Annotated in this window: 15 protein-coding genes; 4 read left to right on the top strand and 11 right to left on the bottom strand. The window is 72.2% G+C overall.

The window, feature by feature from the left end; translation table 11 throughout:
- Window positions 1-60: 60 nt before the first annotated feature.
- From rdgB to EAD98_RS01860, 9 genes are all read right to left on the bottom strand, one after another.
- Complete coding sequence (rdgB, locus tag EAD98_RS01900; RefSeq protein WP_121652352.1) at window positions 61-681, bottom strand: RdgB/HAM1 family non-canonical purine NTP pyrophosphatase; 621 nt, start codon at window positions 679-681, stop codon at window positions 61-63.
- Window positions 678-1,403: a ribonuclease PH gene (gene rph / locus EAD98_RS01895; protein ID WP_121652351.1), complete on the bottom strand. Its 726-nt coding sequence runs from the start codon at window positions 1,401-1,403 to the stop codon at window positions 678-680. Before rph ends, rdgB begins: the two co-directional genes overlap by 4 nt.
- 69 nt (window positions 1,404-1,472) lie before the next feature.
- Window positions 1,473-2,216 (bottom strand): MBL fold metallo-hydrolase, encoded by a 744-nt coding sequence (locus EAD98_RS01890; protein WP_121652350.1) that lies wholly within the window; start codon window positions 2,214-2,216, stop codon window positions 1,473-1,475.
- 225 nt (window positions 2,217-2,441) lie between these two features.
- Window positions 2,442-3,407: a PLP-dependent cysteine synthase family protein gene (locus EAD98_RS01885; RefSeq protein ID WP_121652349.1), complete on the bottom strand. Its 966-nt coding sequence runs from the start codon at window positions 3,405-3,407 to the stop codon at window positions 2,442-2,444.
- Between the two features lie 11 nt (window positions 3,408-3,418).
- Complete coding sequence (locus tag EAD98_RS01880; protein WP_121652348.1) at window positions 3,419-3,808, bottom strand: MoaD/ThiS family protein; 390 nt, start codon at window positions 3,806-3,808, stop codon at window positions 3,419-3,421.
- A 66-nt stretch (window positions 3,809-3,874) separates the two neighbouring features.
- A complete protein-coding gene (locus EAD98_RS01875; RefSeq protein WP_121652424.1) occupies window positions 3,875-4,363 on the bottom strand; it encodes a Mov34/MPN/PAD-1 family protein in 489 nt (162 codons plus the stop codon).
- Between the two features lie 54 nt (window positions 4,364-4,417).
- Window positions 4,418-4,912, bottom strand: a complete 495-nt coding sequence (locus EAD98_RS01870) for a DUF2017 domain-containing protein (RefSeq protein WP_172899170.1) — start codon at window positions 4,910-4,912, stop codon at window positions 4,418-4,420.
- A gap of 61 nt (window positions 4,913-4,973) precedes the next feature.
- Complete coding sequence (gene clpS, locus EAD98_RS01865) at window positions 4,974-5,264, bottom strand: ATP-dependent Clp protease adapter ClpS (RefSeq protein ID WP_121652347.1); 291 nt, start codon at window positions 5,262-5,264, stop codon at window positions 4,974-4,976.
- Between the two features lie 148 nt (window positions 5,265-5,412).
- Window positions 5,413-6,921 (bottom strand): hypothetical protein, encoded by a 1,509-nt coding sequence (locus EAD98_RS01860; protein WP_233578300.1) that lies wholly within the window; start codon window positions 6,919-6,921, stop codon window positions 5,413-5,415.
- 239 nt (window positions 6,922-7,160) lie between these two features.
- Here EAD98_RS01860 and EAD98_RS01855 point away from each other — a divergent pair, with 239 nt between their 5' ends.
- Genes EAD98_RS01855 through EAD98_RS01840 form a run of 4 tightly spaced genes read left to right on the top strand, consistent with a single transcriptional unit; the run spans window position 7,161 to window position 13,062 of the window.
- Window positions 7,161-9,839 carry a LuxR C-terminal-related transcriptional regulator gene (locus EAD98_RS01855; RefSeq protein ID WP_121652345.1) on the top strand — a complete coding sequence of 893 codons (2,679 nt, stop codon included), beginning with the start codon at window positions 7,161-7,163 and terminating at the stop codon, window positions 9,837-9,839.
- A 16-nt stretch (window positions 9,840-9,855) separates the two neighbouring features.
- Window positions 9,856-11,142 carry a nicotinate phosphoribosyltransferase gene (locus tag EAD98_RS01850; protein ID WP_121652344.1) on the top strand — a complete coding sequence of 429 codons (1,287 nt, stop codon included), beginning with the start codon at window positions 9,856-9,858 and terminating at the stop codon, window positions 11,140-11,142.
- Window positions 11,143-11,189: 47 nt separating this feature from the next.
- Complete coding sequence (locus EAD98_RS01845) at window positions 11,190-11,771, top strand: isochorismatase family protein (RefSeq protein ID WP_121652343.1); 582 nt, start codon at window positions 11,190-11,192, stop codon at window positions 11,769-11,771.
- A gap of 40 nt (window positions 11,772-11,811) precedes the next feature.
- Window positions 11,812-13,062: an MFS transporter gene (locus EAD98_RS01840; RefSeq protein ID WP_121652342.1), complete on the top strand. Its 1,251-nt coding sequence runs from the start codon at window positions 11,812-11,814 to the stop codon at window positions 13,060-13,062.
- Window positions 13,063-13,744: 682 nt separating this feature from the next.
- On the opposite strand, the gene ctaD is transcribed toward EAD98_RS01840, so the two are convergent.
- Together ctaD and EAD98_RS01830 are read right to left on the bottom strand one after the other, a co-directional pair.
- Entirely contained in the window at window positions 13,745-15,505 is a 1,761-nt protein-coding gene (ctaD, locus tag EAD98_RS01835) for a cytochrome c oxidase subunit I (protein ID WP_121652341.1), read from the bottom strand.
- A gap of 119 nt (window positions 15,506-15,624) precedes the next feature.
- A complete protein-coding gene (locus EAD98_RS01830; RefSeq protein ID WP_121652340.1) occupies window positions 15,625-16,731 on the bottom strand; it encodes an FAD-dependent monooxygenase in 1,107 nt (368 codons plus the stop codon).
- Window positions 16,732-16,993: the final 262 nt, after the last annotated feature.

The raw sequence follows: 16,993 nt of genomic DNA, 5'->3' as shown, positions 1-16,993 counted from the left end.
GTACATGCCATCGTCCGATCGCCCGGCCACCCCGTGGGCGCAGACCGGACCGTCCCGGCCTCAGGCCTGGCTGGGCGGCAGCACCTTCGCGACCAGCTTGGCCAGCTCGCGCAGCGCCTTGCCGCGGTGGCTGATCGCGTCCTTCTCATTCGGGGTCAGCTCGGCGTTGGTCCGGTCCTGCCCGTCGCCCAGGAAGATCGGGTCGTAGCCGAAGCCACCGTCGCCGCGCGGGGCACGCAGCACCCGCCCGGACTGCCGGCCGTCGACCAGGTGCTCCTTGCCACCGGGCAGCACCAGCGCCACCGTGCAGACGAACGAGGCGGCCCGCTGCTCCTCGGGCACGTCGGCGATCTGGTCCAGGACCAGCTGAAGGTTGGCCTGGTCGTCGCCGTGCCGGCCGGACCAGCGGGCGCTGAACACCCCCGGCATGCCGTTGAGCGCGTCCACCGCGAGCCCGGAGTCGTCGGCGATGGTCGGCAACCCGGTACGCCGGAAGCCCTCCCGCGCCTTGATGAGCGCGTTCTCGCCGAAGGTCAGGCCGGTCTCCGGCAGCTCCTCGTACTGCTCGACGTCATCCAGCCCGAGCAGGGCGATCCGATGCGCGCCGAGCGCAGCGTCCAGGATGCGCTGGAGTTCCACCAACTTCTTACGGTTGCGGGTCGCGAGCAGGACCTTGTTCATGACAGTGCCTTCCGCTGGGCTTCGGCCAACTCGGCGCAGCCGGCGACGGCCAGGTCGAGCAGGGTGTCGAGCTGCTCCCGGGCGAACACGCCCGCCTCACCGGTGCCCTGCACCTCGACGAAGTCGCCCGCGCCCGTGCAGACCACGTTCATGTCCACCTCGGCGGCGACGTCCTCCTCGTAGCAGAGGTCGAGCCGCGCCTCCCCGGCGATGATCCCCACGCTGACCGCGGCCACCGAACGGTGCATCACGTTCTCCGGCTTCCCGGCCAACGCCTTGCGGGCGGCCAACCAGCCCACCGCGTCGTGCAGCGCCACGTACGCGCCGGTGATCGCGGCCGTCCGGGTGCCGCCGTCGGCCTGGAGCACGTCGCAGTCGAGCACCACCGAGTTCTCGCCGAGCGCCTTCAGGTCGATGCAGGCGCGCAGGCTGCGGCCGATCAGCCGGGAGATCTCGTGGGTCCGGCCACCGACCCGACCCTTGATGCTCTCCCGGTCGGAGCGGGTGTTGGTGGCCCGGGGCAGCATCGCGTACTCGGCGGTCACCCAGCCGAGCCCGGAGCCCTTGCGCCAGCGGGGCACCCCCTCGGTGACGCTCGCCGTGCAGAGCACCCGGGTGCCGCCGAACTCGACGAGCACCGAGCCCTCCGGATGGGTGCTCCAGCCCCGGGTCAGGGTCACCGGTCGAAGTTGATCGGGCCCTCGCCCGTCAGGTCGCGCCATGCCTGCACCCTATGCGGTACGGCGCCGCACCTGCCCTGGGGTGCCCCCGAACCTCGGGGACGAGCCGGGTCAGACGTCGTAGCTGGCGCCGGCCCGGACCACCTCGAGCGGCCCGGTGTACGCGGACGCCGCCGACTCCAACGTGTGCGCCTCGCTGCCCCAGGCGGGCACCAGGTGGGTGAGCAGCAGCCGACCGACCTCTGCCTTGGTCGCCGCCTCACCGGCTTCCCGGCCGGTGAGGTGCAGATCCGGTGGATTGTCCACGCCGTCGAGGTAGCTCGCCTCACAGAGGAAGACGTCGGCGTTCTGGGCCAGCCGCAGCAGCGCGTCGCAGGGCGCGGTGTCCGAGGAGTAGCAGAGCGACCGGCCGTCGTGCTCCAGCCGCACGCCGTACGTCTCGACGGGATGGTTGACCCGGTCGACGGTGACCGAGAACGGGCCGATCGGGAAGGTGCCCGGTTCGAGGGCGTAGAACTGGTAGACGTCCTCCACCGTGCCGTCGTCGCCGTAGGCGGCGCTGAGCCGGTCCGGAGCGCCGGAGGGCGCGTACACCGGCAGCGCCGGATAGGGGCCGTCCGGGGCGTACCGACGGACCACCACGTACAGCACGGCGTCGAACATGTGGTCGCAGTGCAGGTGGGTCAGGAGGATCGCGTCCGGGGCGTGCAGCCCCGCGTACCGCTGGAGGCTGGACAGAGAACCTGAGCCGAAGTCGACCAGCAGTCGGAAGCCGTCGGCCTCGACGAGGTAGGCCGAACACGGCGACTCGGGGCCGGGAAAGCTGCCGGCGCTACCCAGGACAGTCAGTCGCATCGAGTTGTCTCGCTGTCACTGTCAGTAGCATCGGTGCCGGCCGTCGTCTCAGCCATGATCTCTACCGACGCGTACGCCACGCTGCGCAGCCTACGCTGGGGTACGCGGCAGCAAGAATCATCCAACGGAACTTGTCACGAACGTGACACCCGCTCACGGCGCTGCGAGCAGCCTACGGGCCGTCGACATGCGCGTCGACGGCCCGTACGCGAAGACCACATCGGGTCAGGCCCAGAGCTGCCCCTCCAGGGCATCCTCGGCGTCGGCCAGCGTGCCGCCGAACGCGCCGGTGGACAGGTACTTCCAGCCGCCGTCGCAGACCACGAAGGCCACGTCGGCGCGGCGGCCGTCGCGGACCGCCTCGTGCGCCACCGCGAGGGCGGCGTGCAGGATGGCGCCCGTGGAGAAGCCGGCGAAGATGCCCTCCACGTCGACGAGCTGCCGGGTACGCAGCACCGCGTCCCGCGTGCCGACCGAGAAGCGCCGGGAGAGCACCGAGGCGTCGTACAGCTCCGGCACGTACCCCTCGTCGATGTTGCGCAGGCCGTAGACCACCTCGCCGTAGCGCGGCTCGGCGGCCACGACCTGGATGCCGTCGACCTTCTCCCGCAGGTAGCGTCCAGTACCCATCAGGGTGCCGGTGGTGCCCAACCCGGCCACGAAGTGCGTGATCGTGGGCAGGTCGTGCAGCAACTCCGGCCCGGTCGTCTCGTAGTGCGCCCGGGCGTTGGCCTCGTTGCCGTACTGGTAGAGCATCACCCAGTCGGGGTGCTCGGCGGCGATCTGCTTGGCGGTGGCGACGGCCTGGTTGGAGCCACCCGCCGCCGGCGAGAAGATGATCTCGGCGCCGTACATCCGGAGCAGCTGGACCCGCTCGGTGGAGACGTTCTCGGGCATCACACAGACCAGCCGGTAGCCACGCAGCTTCGCCACCATGGCCAGCGAGATGCCGGTGTTGCCGCTGGTCGGCTCCAGGATGGTGTCACCCGTCCGGAGTCGCCCGGCCTCCTCCGCCGCGCGGACCATGAACAGCGCCGCCCGGTCCTTGATGCTGCCGGTCGGGTTCCGATCCTCCAGCTTCGCCCAGAGCCGCACCGGCGGGGCCCCCTCGGGCACCGTCGGAGAGAGCCGGGGCAGGCCGACCAGCGGCGTGCCCCCGCAGGCGTCGAGCAGGCTGTCGTACCGCGCCATGGTGGCCGCCCTCAGCGGGCGGCGACGGCACCGCGACGGCCGTCGCCGTCAACCGCCGTCGCGCTCTGCCGGCGGACCGCCGCGGCACTGTGCTGGCTGATCGCCGCTGCCGCCGCGAAGCCGAACGCGCCGCCGGCCACGGCCGGCAGGATGGTGATGCTGTCGCCGTCGGAGAGCTTGGCGTCCAGCGCGCCGAGGAAGCGCACGTCCTCGTCGTTGACGTAGACGTTGACGAAACGGTGCAGCGCGCCGGCCTCGGTGACCAGCCGGCCGCGGAGCCCCGCGTGCCGGGAGTCCAGGTCGGCGAGCAGGTCGCTCAGGGTGTCGCCGGAACCTTCGACGACCTTCGCGCCGCCGGTGTAGCTGCGCAGGATGGTGGGGATGCGAACCTCGATGGCCATGATGTCGTGCTCCTCATTCGGGTGTGCCAAGGGTGACGGGACGGAACGGGTGCGGACGCTGACGGATCAGCGGCCGGAACACTCGTAGTCGACCGTCGCCGGGCTCTGCCCGAACATGTAGGACTGGACGGCGTGCGGGTCGACCCCGGCCTCCACGATCCGAACCGGCTCCTCGGTCACCACGCCGTCGACGATCCGGAACGACCGGATCTCCTCGGAGTCGGGCTCGCGGGTCGAGATGAGCAGGTAGTGCGCGCCCGGCTCGCCGGCGAAGGAGACGTCCGTCCGCGACGGATACGCCTCGGTGGCGGTGTGCGAGTGGTAGATGACCACGGGCTCCTCGTCCCGGTCGTCCATCTCCCGCCACACCCGCAGGTGCTCCATCGAGTCGAACTCGTAGAACGTCATCGACCGAGCGGCGTTGTCCATCGGGATGTGCCGGGTCGGGGTGTCGCTGCCGACGGGACCGGCGACCACGCCGCACGCCTCGTCTGGATGGTCCCGGCGCGCGTGGGCGACGATCGCGTCGATGATCGACCGGTCGATGCTCAGCACGTGCACCAGCCTAACGCCTGCCGGGTACCGCCCTGAAGTGGTGCCGGTCACGCCCTAGTCGATCAGGGCGTTGAGCAGCGACTCCTGCAGATATCCGAGGTACGCGTAGACCGACAGCTGGAACACCCGACTGGAGGCCGGGTCCTCGGCGACCGCGTCGTCCAGCTCCTCACCCAGGTCGGTGCCGTCCTTGATCTCCAGCCGGACGCCCATCGCCAGCCGGGCGTCGTTCAGCGCCCGCAGCCACGCCTCGGCCGCCTCGGCGTCCAGCCGCACCTCGCCGCCCGCCTCGTCGGGCAGAGCCGCCAGGATGGCCCCCGCCTGATCGATCTTCGCGGTCTTCAGGTCGCCCTCGGTGTAGCGACGGAACTCGGCGGAGCCGGCCGCGTCCTCGGGGTAGACCGCCGGAAAGAGCCGGCCGACGACCGGGTCGGTGTGATCGAAGCCGTCGGTGAGCAGACCGACCACCTCGGAGGCGACCTTGCGCAGCACCCGCACCTCGTCGACGGCGAAGGTGGCGACGTAACGACCGGCCTGGCGGCGGAACATGCTCACGATGCACACCCTGTTCGCGACTGCGGGGCTCGCAGGACCGGCTCACTCCTCGCGCTCACGAGCGGTCCACCGTCGCCCACAGCCCGTACGCGTGCAGCTGCGACGCGTCGTGCTCCATCCGCTCCCGTGCGCCCGTGGAGACCACGGCGCGGCCCTTGTGGTGCACGTCCAGCATGAGCTCCTCGGCCTTCTCCCGGCTGTAGCCGAAGAGCTTCTGGAAGACCCAGGTCACGTACGTCATCAGGTTGACCGGATCGTCCCACACGATCGTCACCCACTGCCGCTCGGACGCCGGCACCTCGTGGGTGGCCGGCGTCTCGACCGGTGCAACCTGCGGAGCCGCCATGCCCCCCATCGTGCCACCGGTTTCCCGGAACCGAGGAACCGGAACGCCGGCCCGGCGAGGATCACCCAACCCAGCCTCACCGGCCTCGCCCCGAACGCCGTCGGACGCGAGGTGCCGCACGAGGCCGGAGCAGGGCACAGCCACGCCGTCAGGCGAGCAGGATGCCGTGATCGACTGCATCGGAGAGCACCGCGCCGAGCGAGAGGCGGATCACCTCGAACCGTCGGGAAACCTCCCGGGACAGCCCCAGCTCGACCTCCCGCAACGCCCGCTGAGACCATGCCCGCGCGGCGTTGTGGTCGTCATTGCCGGGCGTACGCCACTGCTGCCAGCACCCGCCGGAGAGCGCCACCGCGACCGGCGGGAGCACCTCGTCGCGGAACGCCCGCGGATAGCCGTCGAGCGCGTCGATCGCCTCCGAGCCGGTCAGCGAGGCCACGCCGCCAGTGCTGGTGATCAACAGCACCTTGTCCAGGTCGCGGCCGGGCCGGTGATCGGTCAGGCCGTACTGCACGGCGGTGGCGATCCGGCGGCGCACACCCTCGGCGGGTGGCGCGCCGAGCACCCGGGCCGCGGCGTCCGCCACGATGCCCCGCACCGCGTGGTCGCACTGCGCGGTGGCCAACAGCGACAGCGCCGCCATTTCCCGGTCCAGCAACTCCGGCAGGCCAGCGCAGCCGACCCCGAAGACGATCTCCTGAACCACCCGGAGGTGGGCGTTCGCCAACTCCAGCGCGAGGTGCTGGCGGATCCGCTGTGCGCAGGAGCGGGTCTGGCGGTCGAGTTGCTCGGACCAGTCCCCCGGGTCGGACACCACGGACACCCGGTCGTGCTGACCCGGCAGCACCGGCGGATCCGCGCTGGCCCGCTGCAACCCCTCGTGCGCCGCCCAACCCACCAGCGCCCGACGCAGGTCGGCGGCGGACTCGGCGTCGTCGACCGGGAACCACCGCGCGCCGGCCAGCGAAGGCACCGCGGCCAGCAGCGCCGCGCGGTGCGCCGCCACGGTCACCGCGACCGGGTCCACGTTCCCCGGCACACCGCGTGCGGGCGGGACGGACGCCCCCGCGTCCTCCGTCGTCGCCGCGCCGTCGGGCAGCGGAGCCCAGCCCGCCGCGCCGGGGGTGACCGCGAAGACGACCTTCACCGGGGCCGGGGCCACCTCGGCGAGCAGGTTCAGCTCCGCGGCGGTGAACGCCTGATCGGCCGCGATCACGAAGAGCAGCGCGCCGGCCCGGCCCACGGCGTCGAGGAGCACCCGGCCGCCAGCGACGCCGAGCGTCCCGGTGTCCGGCGTGTCGACCAGCGTGAAGTGCCGCAGCAGCGGCTCGGGCACACTCAGCTCGACCCGCCGGGGCGGGCGGGCCAGCGCCGGACCGGCGGCGTCCCGGTCCGCGCCGTAGGAGTGCGGCTGGCGATAGCCCGGCACGTACGCCGCACGGGTGGGCGCCTTGGCGTGTCTCACCACGAGCCAACTGCCGGCCGGCACGGTGAGCATGACCGGGTCGAGCCCGAGCAGGGTGGCGAGCACCCCGCGACGCTCGGCACCGGCGGGACCGACGGCGACCACGCCGAGCGGCTCCTCCGGAGCGGGGCCCGTCACCCCGATCCGGGTGGGTAGCGGGCCGCAGCGCGGCAGGTCAGCTGGGCCGGCCATGTCGCCCGGCGAGTCAACCGAGGGGAGAGGGCCCTGCTTCATCGGGTGGCCTCCCGGTGCAGGCGACCGGGTGTCCGGTCGCGTGGAAATTCCGGTGACGGTACCCGGATGCCGGAAGACTACGGGCGGCCCGGTGACCGGGCGGAACACTTCGAATACTCACCGGTAATCACGAGATTACTCAACTTCGGTGCGTGACGGTGCGGGCGCGGACAGGTTTCGATGGATATGCTGCGGACATGAGTCGATGGCAGTTCGTCGGCCGAACCGACGAGCTCAACCGCCTGCTGGCGGCAGTGACCGGGGAGGCCGGCCGAGGGCTCTTCTTCAGCGGCAGCGCGGGCATCGGCAAGAGCCGGCTGCTGCGCGAGGGCCTGAGCACGCTGCCCACCGACCGGTACGCGATCTGGACCATCGCGGCCAGCGCCACCACGGCGGCGCTGCCGTTCGGCGGGCTGGTGCAGGTCCTCCCCGCCGAGCAACCCCAGGGCCTCTCGCCCGCCGGCATCCTGCGCTGGGCGCTGGGCGTGCTGCAACAGCAGGCCGCCGGCCGGCGGATCGTGCTCGCCATCGACGACGCGCACCTGCTCGACCCGCCCTCCGCGGCGCTGGTGCACCTGGTCGCCCGTGCGGAGAACGCCACCGTGGTCGGCACCCTGCGCGACGGCGAGCAGATCCCGCTGCCGATCCGCGCACTCTGGACCGACGATCTGGTCGAGCACGTCGAGCTGACCCCGATGCCACCGGCGGAGACCGCCGGGCTGCTGGCGGCGATCCTGGGTGGTCCGGTCGACGCCGGCTCCGCCGACCGGCTCGGTCGACTGTCGGCCGGCAACCCGCTGCTGCTGCGCGAGCTGGTGCACGCCGCCAACGGCAGCGCGGAGCTCAAACGCACCTACGGCATCTGGAAGTGGACCGGGCGGCTGGAGCTGGCGCCCAACCTGACCGATCTGATCGACACCCGGGTCGGGCAGCTCACCGACGGCGTCCGCGCGGTCGTCGAGCTGGTCGCCTTCGGCGAGCCCCTGGGCCTGCACCTGCTCAACCAGGCGGCCGTCCCGGCCGACGTGGAGACCGCCGAGGAACGTGGGCTGATCAGCGTGGTGCAGCACGACCGGCGCACCAACGTCCGGCTGGCCCACCCGCTCTACGGGGAGGTGATGCGCCGGCGCTGCCCGGTCAGTCGCACCCGGCGGCTCCAGGCGAGCCTCGCGGAGCTGCTCGAACGGGTCGGCAAGCGCCGCCGCGACGACCTGTTGCGGGTCGCGGTGTGGCGGCTCGACTCGGGCACCGCGCAGGACCCGGCCCTGCTGGTGGACGCGGCGGTGCAGGCGTTCACCCGCTACGACGTGCCACTGGCGACCCGGCTGGCCCGCGCCGCGCTGGACGCCGACGGCGGCTCGGACGCGGCGGAGCTGCTGGCCACCATCCTGATGTTCGCCGACCGGCCGGACGAGGCGATCGAGGTCCTGGACGCGGTGAGCCCCGACCCGAGCGACGAGCGGCGACTCTGCCGGTGGCTGACCGTGCGAGGGATGGTCAGCTACTGGGGGCTGAGCCGCGAGTCCACGGTGGAGGAGATCGCGTCCCGTGTCGAGCAGCTCAGCGATTCCGCCGACCGCGCCCGGGTGCACGCCTTCGAGGCGATCATGCGACTGCACCGGCTGGACACGTCCACCGCCGTCCGGCTCAGCCAGCGGGTGCTGGACCGGCCGGCAGCCAGCGTCGCCGCCCGCGAGCTGGCCCGCAGCACCATCGCGTACGTCCAGGCTGCGCAGGGCCAGCTGACCCGCAGCGGTACGGCGATCGCCCAGGTGCACTCCGCGGCGGCCAGTTGGCGTACCGACATGCCGTACCTGCAACTGGCCCTGGAGCTGGCCCGGGGCACCCGGCTCATGCTCACCGGCGACCTGGCCGGCATCGACGCGATCGTCGCCGACGAGTTCGCCGACCTCGCGGGTGCGGGAGACTTCCGGCTCGGCACCGGATACCTGGCCATCCTCCAGGCGTACGCGGCCCGACTGCGCGGGCAGAGCGACGCGGCGATGCGGACGTCGCTCGGCGCCTGCGCGGTGCTGGCCACCAGTCGCGTCTACGCCGGTCTGGCGCAGGCCGAACGGGCGCAGGCGGCGGCGCTGCGCGGCGACGCGGCGCAGGCCGTCGAGGCGATGGCCGAGGCGGACAGCACCCACGCACCGGGCATGGCGGTGCTCTACCCGTGGCTGGAGCAGGCCCGGGGCGCGGTGCTCGCCGCTTCGGGCGACCTGCCGGGCGCGATCAAACAGCTCAACGACCTGGTGGACCGGCTGCGCGGGGACGGCTTCGCCGGGCACGAGGTGCACGTCCTGCACGACCTGGTCCGGCTGGATCAGGCCGGCGCGCCGGTCGGGCCCACCTGCTCCGACGGCGGTCGGCGCACCGTCGCGCAGCGCCTCGCCGAGCTCTCCGAGCAGGTCGACGGTGTGCTTCCGCCGCTGCTGGCCCGGCATGCGCGGGCGGCGGTGACCGACTCCGCCACGGATCTGCTCGCGGTCGCCGACGACTACTCGGCGCTGGAGCTGCATGTGTACGCCGCCGAGGCCACCGCCCAGGCCCTGCACCGGCTGCGCCAGCAGCACTCGGCGGCGGCCGGCGACGCCCGGGAACGCCTCGCCGGGCTGCTCAGCCGCTGCGACCTGATCCGCACGCCGGCGCTGCACGCCGGGGCGCCGGTGCTGACCGAGCGGGAGTGGCAGGTGGCACGGCTCGCCGCGCACGGCGCGACCAGCCGGGCCATCGCCGAGCGGCTCTACCTGTCCGCACGAACGGTGGAGAACCATCTCCAGCGGATCTACGCCAAGCTCGGCGTGACCGGCAGGGCCGAGCTGTGGGCGGCGCTGCGATCGATCCCGGGCCACGAGGGCGGCGACGGGAGCTGAACCTTAGGCTGGGGCGGTGAGCACCCTCCGCCCCGCGCTGCTGACCGACCACTACGAGCTGACCATGGTCAGCGCGGCCCTCAAGGACGGCACCGCCGACCGCCGCTGCGTCTTCGAGGTGTTCAGCCGCCGGCTGCCGACCGGACGCCGGTACGGCGTGGTCGCCGGCACGGCCCGGCTGATCGAGCTGATCCGCGACTTCCGGTTCGACCCGGAGGAGATCGACTTCCTGCGCCGGACGGGGGTGGTCGACGACGCGGCGGCTGCCTGGCTCGCCGACTACCGCTTCACCGGCGACATCGACGGGTACGCCGAGGGCGAGCTGTTCTTCCCCGGTTCACCGATCCTCACCGTCTCCGGCGGCTTCGCCGAGTGCGTGGTGCTGGAGACGCTGGCGCTCTCCGTGCTCAACCACGACAGCGCGGTGGCGGCCGCGGCGGCCCGGATGGTGACCGCGGCACGCGGCCGGACGCTCATCGAGATGGGATCGCGCCGGGCGCACGAGGAGGCGGCGGTGGCCGCGGCGCGGTCCGCGTACCTGGCCGGTTTCCGGTTCACCTCCAACCTCGCCGCCGGTGCGCGTTACGGCATCCCCACGGCGGGCACGGCGGCGCACGCGTTCACGCTGCTCCACGACGATGAACGGGCCGCGTTCGCCTCGCAGGTGGCCACGCTGGGCAAGGACACGACGCTGCTGGTCGACACGTACGACATCAGCCAGGGCATCCGCAACGCGATCGCGGTGGCCGGGCCGGAGCTGCGGGCGGTACGAATCGACTCGGGCGACCTGGCGGTGATCGCCCAGCAGTCCCGGGAACTGCTGGACTCGCTGGGCGCCACCGAGACCAAGATCATCGTTTCGGGCGACCTGGACGAGTACTCGATCGCCGCGCTGGCCGCCGAACCGGTGGACATGTACGGCGCCGGCACGGCCGTGGTCACCGGCTCCGGAGCGCCCACCGCCGGGCTGGTCTACAAGCTCGTCGAGGTCGAGGGACGGGCGGTGGTGAAGCGCTCCGAGCACAAGGCGACCATCGGCGGCCGGAAGGTCGCGGTCCGCCGGCACAAGCCGACCGGCACCGCCACCGAGGAGGTCATCTGCCCGCAGGGCGTGCCGGACCGGCAGCCCAACGACCGGTTGCTCCAGCGTTCGTACGTGGTCGACGGCGAACCGGTGGCGCTGCCCACCCTCGACGAGTCGCGGGAGCACCTGCGGGAGTGCCTGATCTCCATCCCGTGGGAGGGGCTGAAGCTCTCCGCCGGCGACCCGGCCGTGCCGGTCACCGTCGTACCCGCCGACTGAGCCCAGCAGGACCATCACCGCCCGACCATGAGGAGAGGGAACCCCCGATGGCGAACGCGCTGATCATCGTGGACGTGCAGAACGACTTCTGCGAGGGCGGCTCGCTGGCCGTCGGAGGCGGGGCGGGAGTGGCCGCGGGCATCTCCCGAATGCTCGCCGCCGAGCCGGACCGGTGGGCGCACGTGGTCGCGACCAAGGACTACCACATCGACCCGGGCCCGCACTTCGGCGATCCGCCGGACTTCGTGGAGTCCTGGCCCCGGCACTGTGTGGTCGGCACCAGCGGCTCGGAGTTCCACCCCGACCTGGAGACCGAGCGGGTCGAGGCGATCTTTCACAAGGGCGAGCACGCGGCGGCGTACTCCGGCTTCGAGGGGCATGCCGACGACGGCGAGTGCCTGGCCGACTGGCTGCGCCGGCACGACGTGGACCGGGTCGACCTGGTCGGCATCGCCACCGACCACTGCGTCCGGGCGACCGCGCTGGACGCCGCCCGGGAGGGCTTCGCCACCACCGTGCTGCTCGAACTGACGGCGGCGGTCGCTCCGGACACCACCGACGTGGCGCTGCGGGCGATGGACGGCGCGGGGGTGACCCTGCACGGTCAACCTGTGATCAGGGCCGCATGAGGCGATAATTGGTTGGTCATCGGTCCGCCGCCGGTCGAGGATGTCGCCGGAGGTACGGACCCACGTGAACATGAAGCCTTACCGGGAAGCGCTTGCTCTGCCCGGCCTGCGGTCGCTGCTGCTCGTAGCCGTCCTCGCCCGGATCCCGCTCACCGCCACCGGGGTGACGCTGACTTTCCACGTGGTGCTCGACCTCGATCGGGGCTACGGGGCGGCCGGCCTGGTCGGCGCGGCCATCACGGTGGGCGCGGCGATCGGTGGCCCGTTGCTCGGCCGGCTGGTGGACCGGCGTGGCCTGCGCCCGGTCCTGGTGCTCACCGGGATCGCCGAGGCGGTGTTCTGGGTCACTGCGCCGTCGCTGCCGTACGCGCTGCTGCTGCCGGCCGCCTTCGTCGCCGGCTCGCTGGCCCTACCGATCTTCTCGGTGGTCCGGCAGTCCATCGCCGCGCTGGTCCCGGAGGACCGGCGCCGCCCGGCGTACGCGCTGGACTCGATGTCGGTGGAGCTGTCCTTCATGGTCGGCCCGGCGCTGGCGGTGGCCCTGGTCACCGCGATCTCCGCGCGGACCACCCTCTACCTGGTCGGCGCCGGCATCGTCGCCGCCGGGATCGCGCTGTGGCTGCTCAATCCACCGACCCGCGGCGCCGCCGAGCCCACCGGCCCACGACGCAAGGTGCCCCGTCGGGAGTGGCTGACCCCCCGGCTGCTCGCTGTCCTGGCCGTCAGCGCCGCCGCGACCCTCGTGCTCGGCGGCACCGACGTGGCGGTGGTCGCCGTACTCCGGGAGAGTGGTGAGGTCGGCTGGACCGGCGCGGTCCTGGCCGGCTGGGCGGTCGCCTCGCTGATCGGTGGCTTCGCCTACGGTGCGGTGCACCGCTCGGTCTCCCCGCTGGTGCTGACGGCGGCGCTCGGCCTCTGCACCATTCCGGTCGGGCTGGGCGGTGCCCACTGGTGGCTGCTCTGCCTGGCGCTGATCCCGGCCGGGGCGCTCTGCGCGCCGACCATCGCGGCCTCCTCCGACGCGGTCAGCCGCCTGGCCCCGGCCGAGGTACGCGGGGAGGCGATGGGCCTGCACGGATCCGCGGTCACCGTGGGCATCGCGGTCGGCGCGCCGCTCGCCGGTGCGGTCATCGATGCCAGCGCCCCGCTCTGGGGCTTCGTGGTGACCGGTGCGCTGGGCGCGCTGGTGACCCTGGTGGTCCTCCCGATCGAGCTACGTCGACGCCGAACCGCGGACGCGGCCACCCTGCCCCCGCCCGTCGAGGCCGACCTCACTCCCGCTGCCCGCTGACTGCCGACTGCCGACTGCCGACACCTGACGGCCACCGGCCGCCGCCCTCGGCTCGAAGCTACGACTGCTCCGGCGCTGGGCCTGGTGGCGGGCGCTAATCCTGGCGCAGCCGCTGGTCAACATGACCCACGCCGATGTGGCGGTGATTCCTCCAGCCGTTCCGGCATGCGTCCGGGCGGCATGCACTCAAGAGCGCGATACCTCTGAGTCATATTTATGCCTCAGAGGTATCACGCTCTACTGCGACAGGTGGTCGGACGAGCCGGGGAGGAACTCGAGTAGGGCGTGTCTAGCCGACGCCGAGCCGAGCAGGCCGAGCAGGACCGGGCAGGGCCGAGCAGGGCCGGGCAGGGCCGAGCAGGGCCGGGCAGGGCCGAGCAGGACCGGGCAGGACCGGGCAGGACCGGGCAGGGCCGAGCAGGGCCGAGCAGGGCCGAGCAGGGCCGAGCAGGGCCGAGCAGGGCCGAGCAGGGCCGAGCAGGGCCGAGCAGGGCCGAGCAGGGCCGAGCAGGGCCGGGCAGGGCCGAGGCAGGCAGGCAGGCAGGCCGAGCCAGGCAGGCCGGGAGCCGGGCGCGCCGGGTCCGGACGAGGCGAGGCCGAGTTGACCAGGGACGGACATGGCGACGGGCGCCGCTCCCGATGATCCGGGGGCGGCGCCCGTCGTACTGCTGCTGTTTGAGCGTCAGTGCCGGTCGATGTCGCTGGCGGTGTCCTCGCGGTAGCTGGCACCGCCGTCGGACTCGCTGGTGAGCGGCTTGGACCCACCCTCCGGCGGGCCGGCCAGGCTCTGGCCGCCGGCGGCCAGCTCCGGGAACTTCGCGTCGAACGCCGGCCGCTCCGAGCGGATGCGGGGCATCCGGTCGAAGTTGCGCAGCGGCGGCGGGCTGCTCGTCGCCCACTCCAGCGAGTTGCCGTGACCCCACGGGTCGTTCACTTCGACCACGGGGCCGGTCTTGTACGACTTCCAGCAGTTGTAGATGAACGGCAGCGTGGAGATACCGGTGATGAACGCGCCGATGGTGGAGATCACGTTCAGCGTGGTGAAGCCGTCGCTGGGCAGGTAGTCGGCGTACCGGCGCGGCATGCCCTCGTTGCCCAGCCAGTGCTGCACCAGGAACGTGGTGTGGAAGCCGATCATGGTCAGCCAGAAGTGGACCTTGCCCAGGCGCTCGTCGAGCATCCGCCCGAACATCTTCGGGAACCAGAAGTAGATGCCGGCGAAGACCGCGAACACGATGGTGCCGAACAGCACGTAGTGGAAGTGCGCCACCACGAAGTACGAGTCCGACACGTGGAAGTCGATCGGCGGGCTGGCCAGCAGCACACCGGTGAGACCACCGAAGAGGAAGGTGACCAGGAAGCCGACCGCCCAGAGCATGGGCGTCTCGAAGCTGATCTGGCCCCGCCACATGGTGCCGATCCAGTTGAAGAACTTCATACCGGTGGGCACGGCGATCAGGTAGCTCAGGAAGCTGAAGAACGGCAGCAGCACCTGGCCGGTGGCGAACATGTGGTGCGCCCAGACGCTCATCGAGAGCGCGGCGATCGCGACGGTCGCGGCGACCAGACCCTTGTAGCCGAAGATCGGCTTGCGGGAGAAGACCGGAATGACCTCGCTGATGATGCCGAAGAACGGCAGCGCGACGATGTAGACCTCGGGGTGCCCGAAGAACCAGAACAGATGCTGCCAGAGCATCGGTCCGCCGGTCGCCGGGTCGTACACGTGGGCGCCGAGGATGCGGTCCGCGGCGAGCGCGAAGAGCGCGGCGGCCAGCAGCGGGAAGACCAGGATCACCAGAAGGCTGGTGACCAGGATGTTCCACGTGAAGATCGGCATCCGGAACATCGTCATGCCGGGCGCGCGCAGCGTCAGCACGGTGGTGATCATGTTCACGGCGCCGAGGATGGTGCCCAGGCCGGAGATGGCCAGACCCATGATCCACATGTTGGCGCCGACACCCGGCGAGTGCTCGACGCTGCTCAGCGGCGCGTACGCGAACCAGCCGAAGTCGGCGGCCCCACCCGGGGTGATGAAACCGGCGGTCGCCATCGTGCCGCCGAACAGGTACAGCCAGTAGGCGAAGCTGTTCAGCCGCGGGAAGGAGACGTCGGGCGCGCCGATCTGGATCGGCACGATGTAGTTCGCGAAGGCGAACACGATCGGCGTCGCGAAGAACAGCAGCATGATCGTGCCGTGCATCGTGAAGAGCTGGTTGTACTGCTCGGGCGACAGGAACTGCAGCCCGGGTTGGGCCAGCTCAGCCCGCATGATCAGGGCCATCAGGCCACCGATCATGAAGAACACGAACGCGGTGACCATGTACATGATCCCGATCTGCTTCGCGTCCGTGGTACGCAGCAGCCGCGCGATGGCCGACCCCTTGACCGGCTCCCGGACCGGCCAGGGCCGGGTCACGACCGGCTTGGGTGCGACGGTGGTCACGAGTGGCCTCCGGTTCTCGGTTGTCCCGCTCGGCACACGCTGGTTATCTGCGGGCCGTCATCCGCAAGGAGGATAGTCCCCGGCAGGTCGCAGCGCCGCGTGGGGTGGCGGGACACGATCTACAGCGGGCCGACCAGCAGCCGGTAGTGCTCCCCGAAGATCCGGTCGCCACGTCCGCGCAGCAGCGGATCGCGCAGCGCCGGCGGGACGTCCCGGGTCCGGTTGCGGTCCCGGGTCCGGTCCCGCACCCATCGGGTACGCGGGCGGCGGCGGCTCTCGTACGCGACGAGCGCCGCCGCCACGCTGCCCGCGGCGCGCAGCGACTCGGCCAGCACCACGGCGTCCTCCAGCGCCATCGCCGCGCCCTGGGACAGCGTCGGCGCGGTGGCGTGCGCGGCGTCGCCCACCAGCAGCACCCGCCCCCGGTGCCAGCGGCCCAGTTCCACCTCGTCGGTGATCCCGACGTGTACCTGGTCGAGCGCCGCCAGCACCTCGGGCACCGGGCCGCGGTAGTCGGCGAAGAGTTCCCGCAGCCGGGCCAGCGGGTCGACGGGCGCCTCGGTGCCGGCCTCGTCGGCGTAGAGGTGCAGCCGACCGGCGCCGATCGGCACCATCAGGAACCCGCAGCGCTGGCCGAGCAGGGCGGTCCACTCGGTGACCGGAGGGCCGTCGCGGAGCACGGCGCGGTAGACGACCTGCCCGACCGGGCGGGGCGGCCCGCCGAGGGAGGCCAGGGCGCGGACCGAGGATCGCGGCCCGTCGGCGCCGATGACCAGGTCGTACTCGGTGCTGGTGCCGTCGGTGAAGGTGACCCCGACCCGTCCCGGCAGCAGGTCCAGGGTGCGGACCTCGGCGCCGTGGCGGACGGCGCCGCCGGCTCCGCTGAGCAGCACGCGGTGCAGGTCTGCCCGGGGCAGCGCGCGACATTCGCCGACGCCGGCCCAGAGGGTGTCGAGGTCGACCTCGCAGAGCGGCGCGCCGGCGGCGTCGAAGAAGCGCTGCCGGTGAATCACCTGCCCGAGCGGGCGGACCGGGTCGTGCAGGCCCAGCCGGTGCAGCGCGCGGGCGGCGTTGCCCGGCAGGTAGAGGCCCGTCTCGGTGGACTCCCCCGTCGGCAGCTTGTCCGTGACGTCCGGCCGGAAGCCCGCCAGGCGCAGCGCCCGGGCCACGGCCAGGCCGGCAATGCCCGCGCCGACGACGAGGATGCGCAGGGGGGAGCCACCCATGGTGGTGTACGCCTCCGGAGGGGATGCGGCACGCGTTGGAGGCAACACGCTACTCGGCGCTATCGGCGCACACCAGGGCCCGATCGGCCCGGCCGGAGCCGGTCGTTGAGCGGCCCGGACCGGTTAGCTGGACGTCCGCTGACGGCCGTCCGGCGCGGGCGTGGCAATCCTCACATTTCACCAGTTTGACGCGTACGGTTGCGCAGCAGTTTCAGGCATGTAAATGTGTCATTGAGCGTGGGAGCGCTCCCGTCTTCGCCCG

The sequence above is a fragment of the Micromonospora sp. CV4 genome, assembly GCF_003667455.1.
GTDB lineage: Bacteria > Actinomycetota > Actinomycetes > Mycobacteriales > Micromonosporaceae > Micromonospora.
This window is presented reverse-complemented; position numbering and strand designations above follow the sequence as displayed.

What these genes read in the sequence shown, in the direction of transcription:
- EAD98_RS01830 (WP_121652340.1), bottom strand. Translation starts at nt 16,731, where the DNA reads ATGGGTGGCTCCCCCCTGCGCATCCTCGTCGTCGGCGCGGGCATTGCC.
- EAD98_RS01845 (WP_121652343.1), top strand. Translation starts at nt 11,190, where the DNA reads ATGGCGAACGCGCTGATCATCGTGGACGTGCAGAACGACTTCTGCGAG.
- rdgB (WP_121652352.1), bottom strand. Translation starts at nt 681, where the DNA reads ATGAACAAGGTCCTGCTCGCGACCCGCAACCGTAAGAAGTTGGTGGAA.
- clpS (WP_121652347.1), bottom strand. Translation starts at nt 5,264, where the DNA reads ATGGCGGCTCCGCAGGTTGCACCGGTCGAGACGCCGGCCACCCACGAG.
- EAD98_RS01855 (WP_121652345.1), top strand. Translation starts at nt 7,161, where the DNA reads ATGAGTCGATGGCAGTTCGTCGGCCGAACCGACGAGCTCAACCGCCTG.
- rph (WP_121652351.1), bottom strand. Translation starts at nt 1,403, where the DNA reads ATGGCGCGACCTGACGGGCGAGGGCCCGATCAACTTCGACCGGTGACC.
- EAD98_RS01890 (WP_121652350.1), bottom strand. Translation starts at nt 2,216, where the DNA reads ATGCGACTGACTGTCCTGGGTAGCGCCGGCAGCTTTCCCGGCCCCGAG.
- EAD98_RS01860 (WP_233578300.1), bottom strand. Translation starts at nt 6,921, where the DNA reads ATGGCCGGCCCAGCTGACCTGCCGCGCTGCGGCCCGCTACCCACCCGG.
- EAD98_RS01840 (WP_121652342.1), top strand. Translation starts at nt 11,812, where the DNA reads ATGTCGCCGGAGGTACGGACCCACGTGAACATGAAGCCTTACCGGGAA.
- EAD98_RS01880 (WP_121652348.1), bottom strand. Translation starts at nt 3,808, where the DNA reads ATGGCCATCGAGGTTCGCATCCCCACCATCCTGCGCAGCTACACCGGC.
- EAD98_RS01885 (WP_121652349.1), bottom strand. Translation starts at nt 3,407, where the DNA reads ATGGCGCGGTACGACAGCCTGCTCGACGCCTGCGGGGGCACGCCGCTG.
- EAD98_RS01870 (WP_172899170.1), bottom strand. Translation starts at nt 4,912, where the DNA reads ATGTTCCGCCGCCAGGCCGGTCGTTACGTCGCCACCTTCGCCGTCGAC.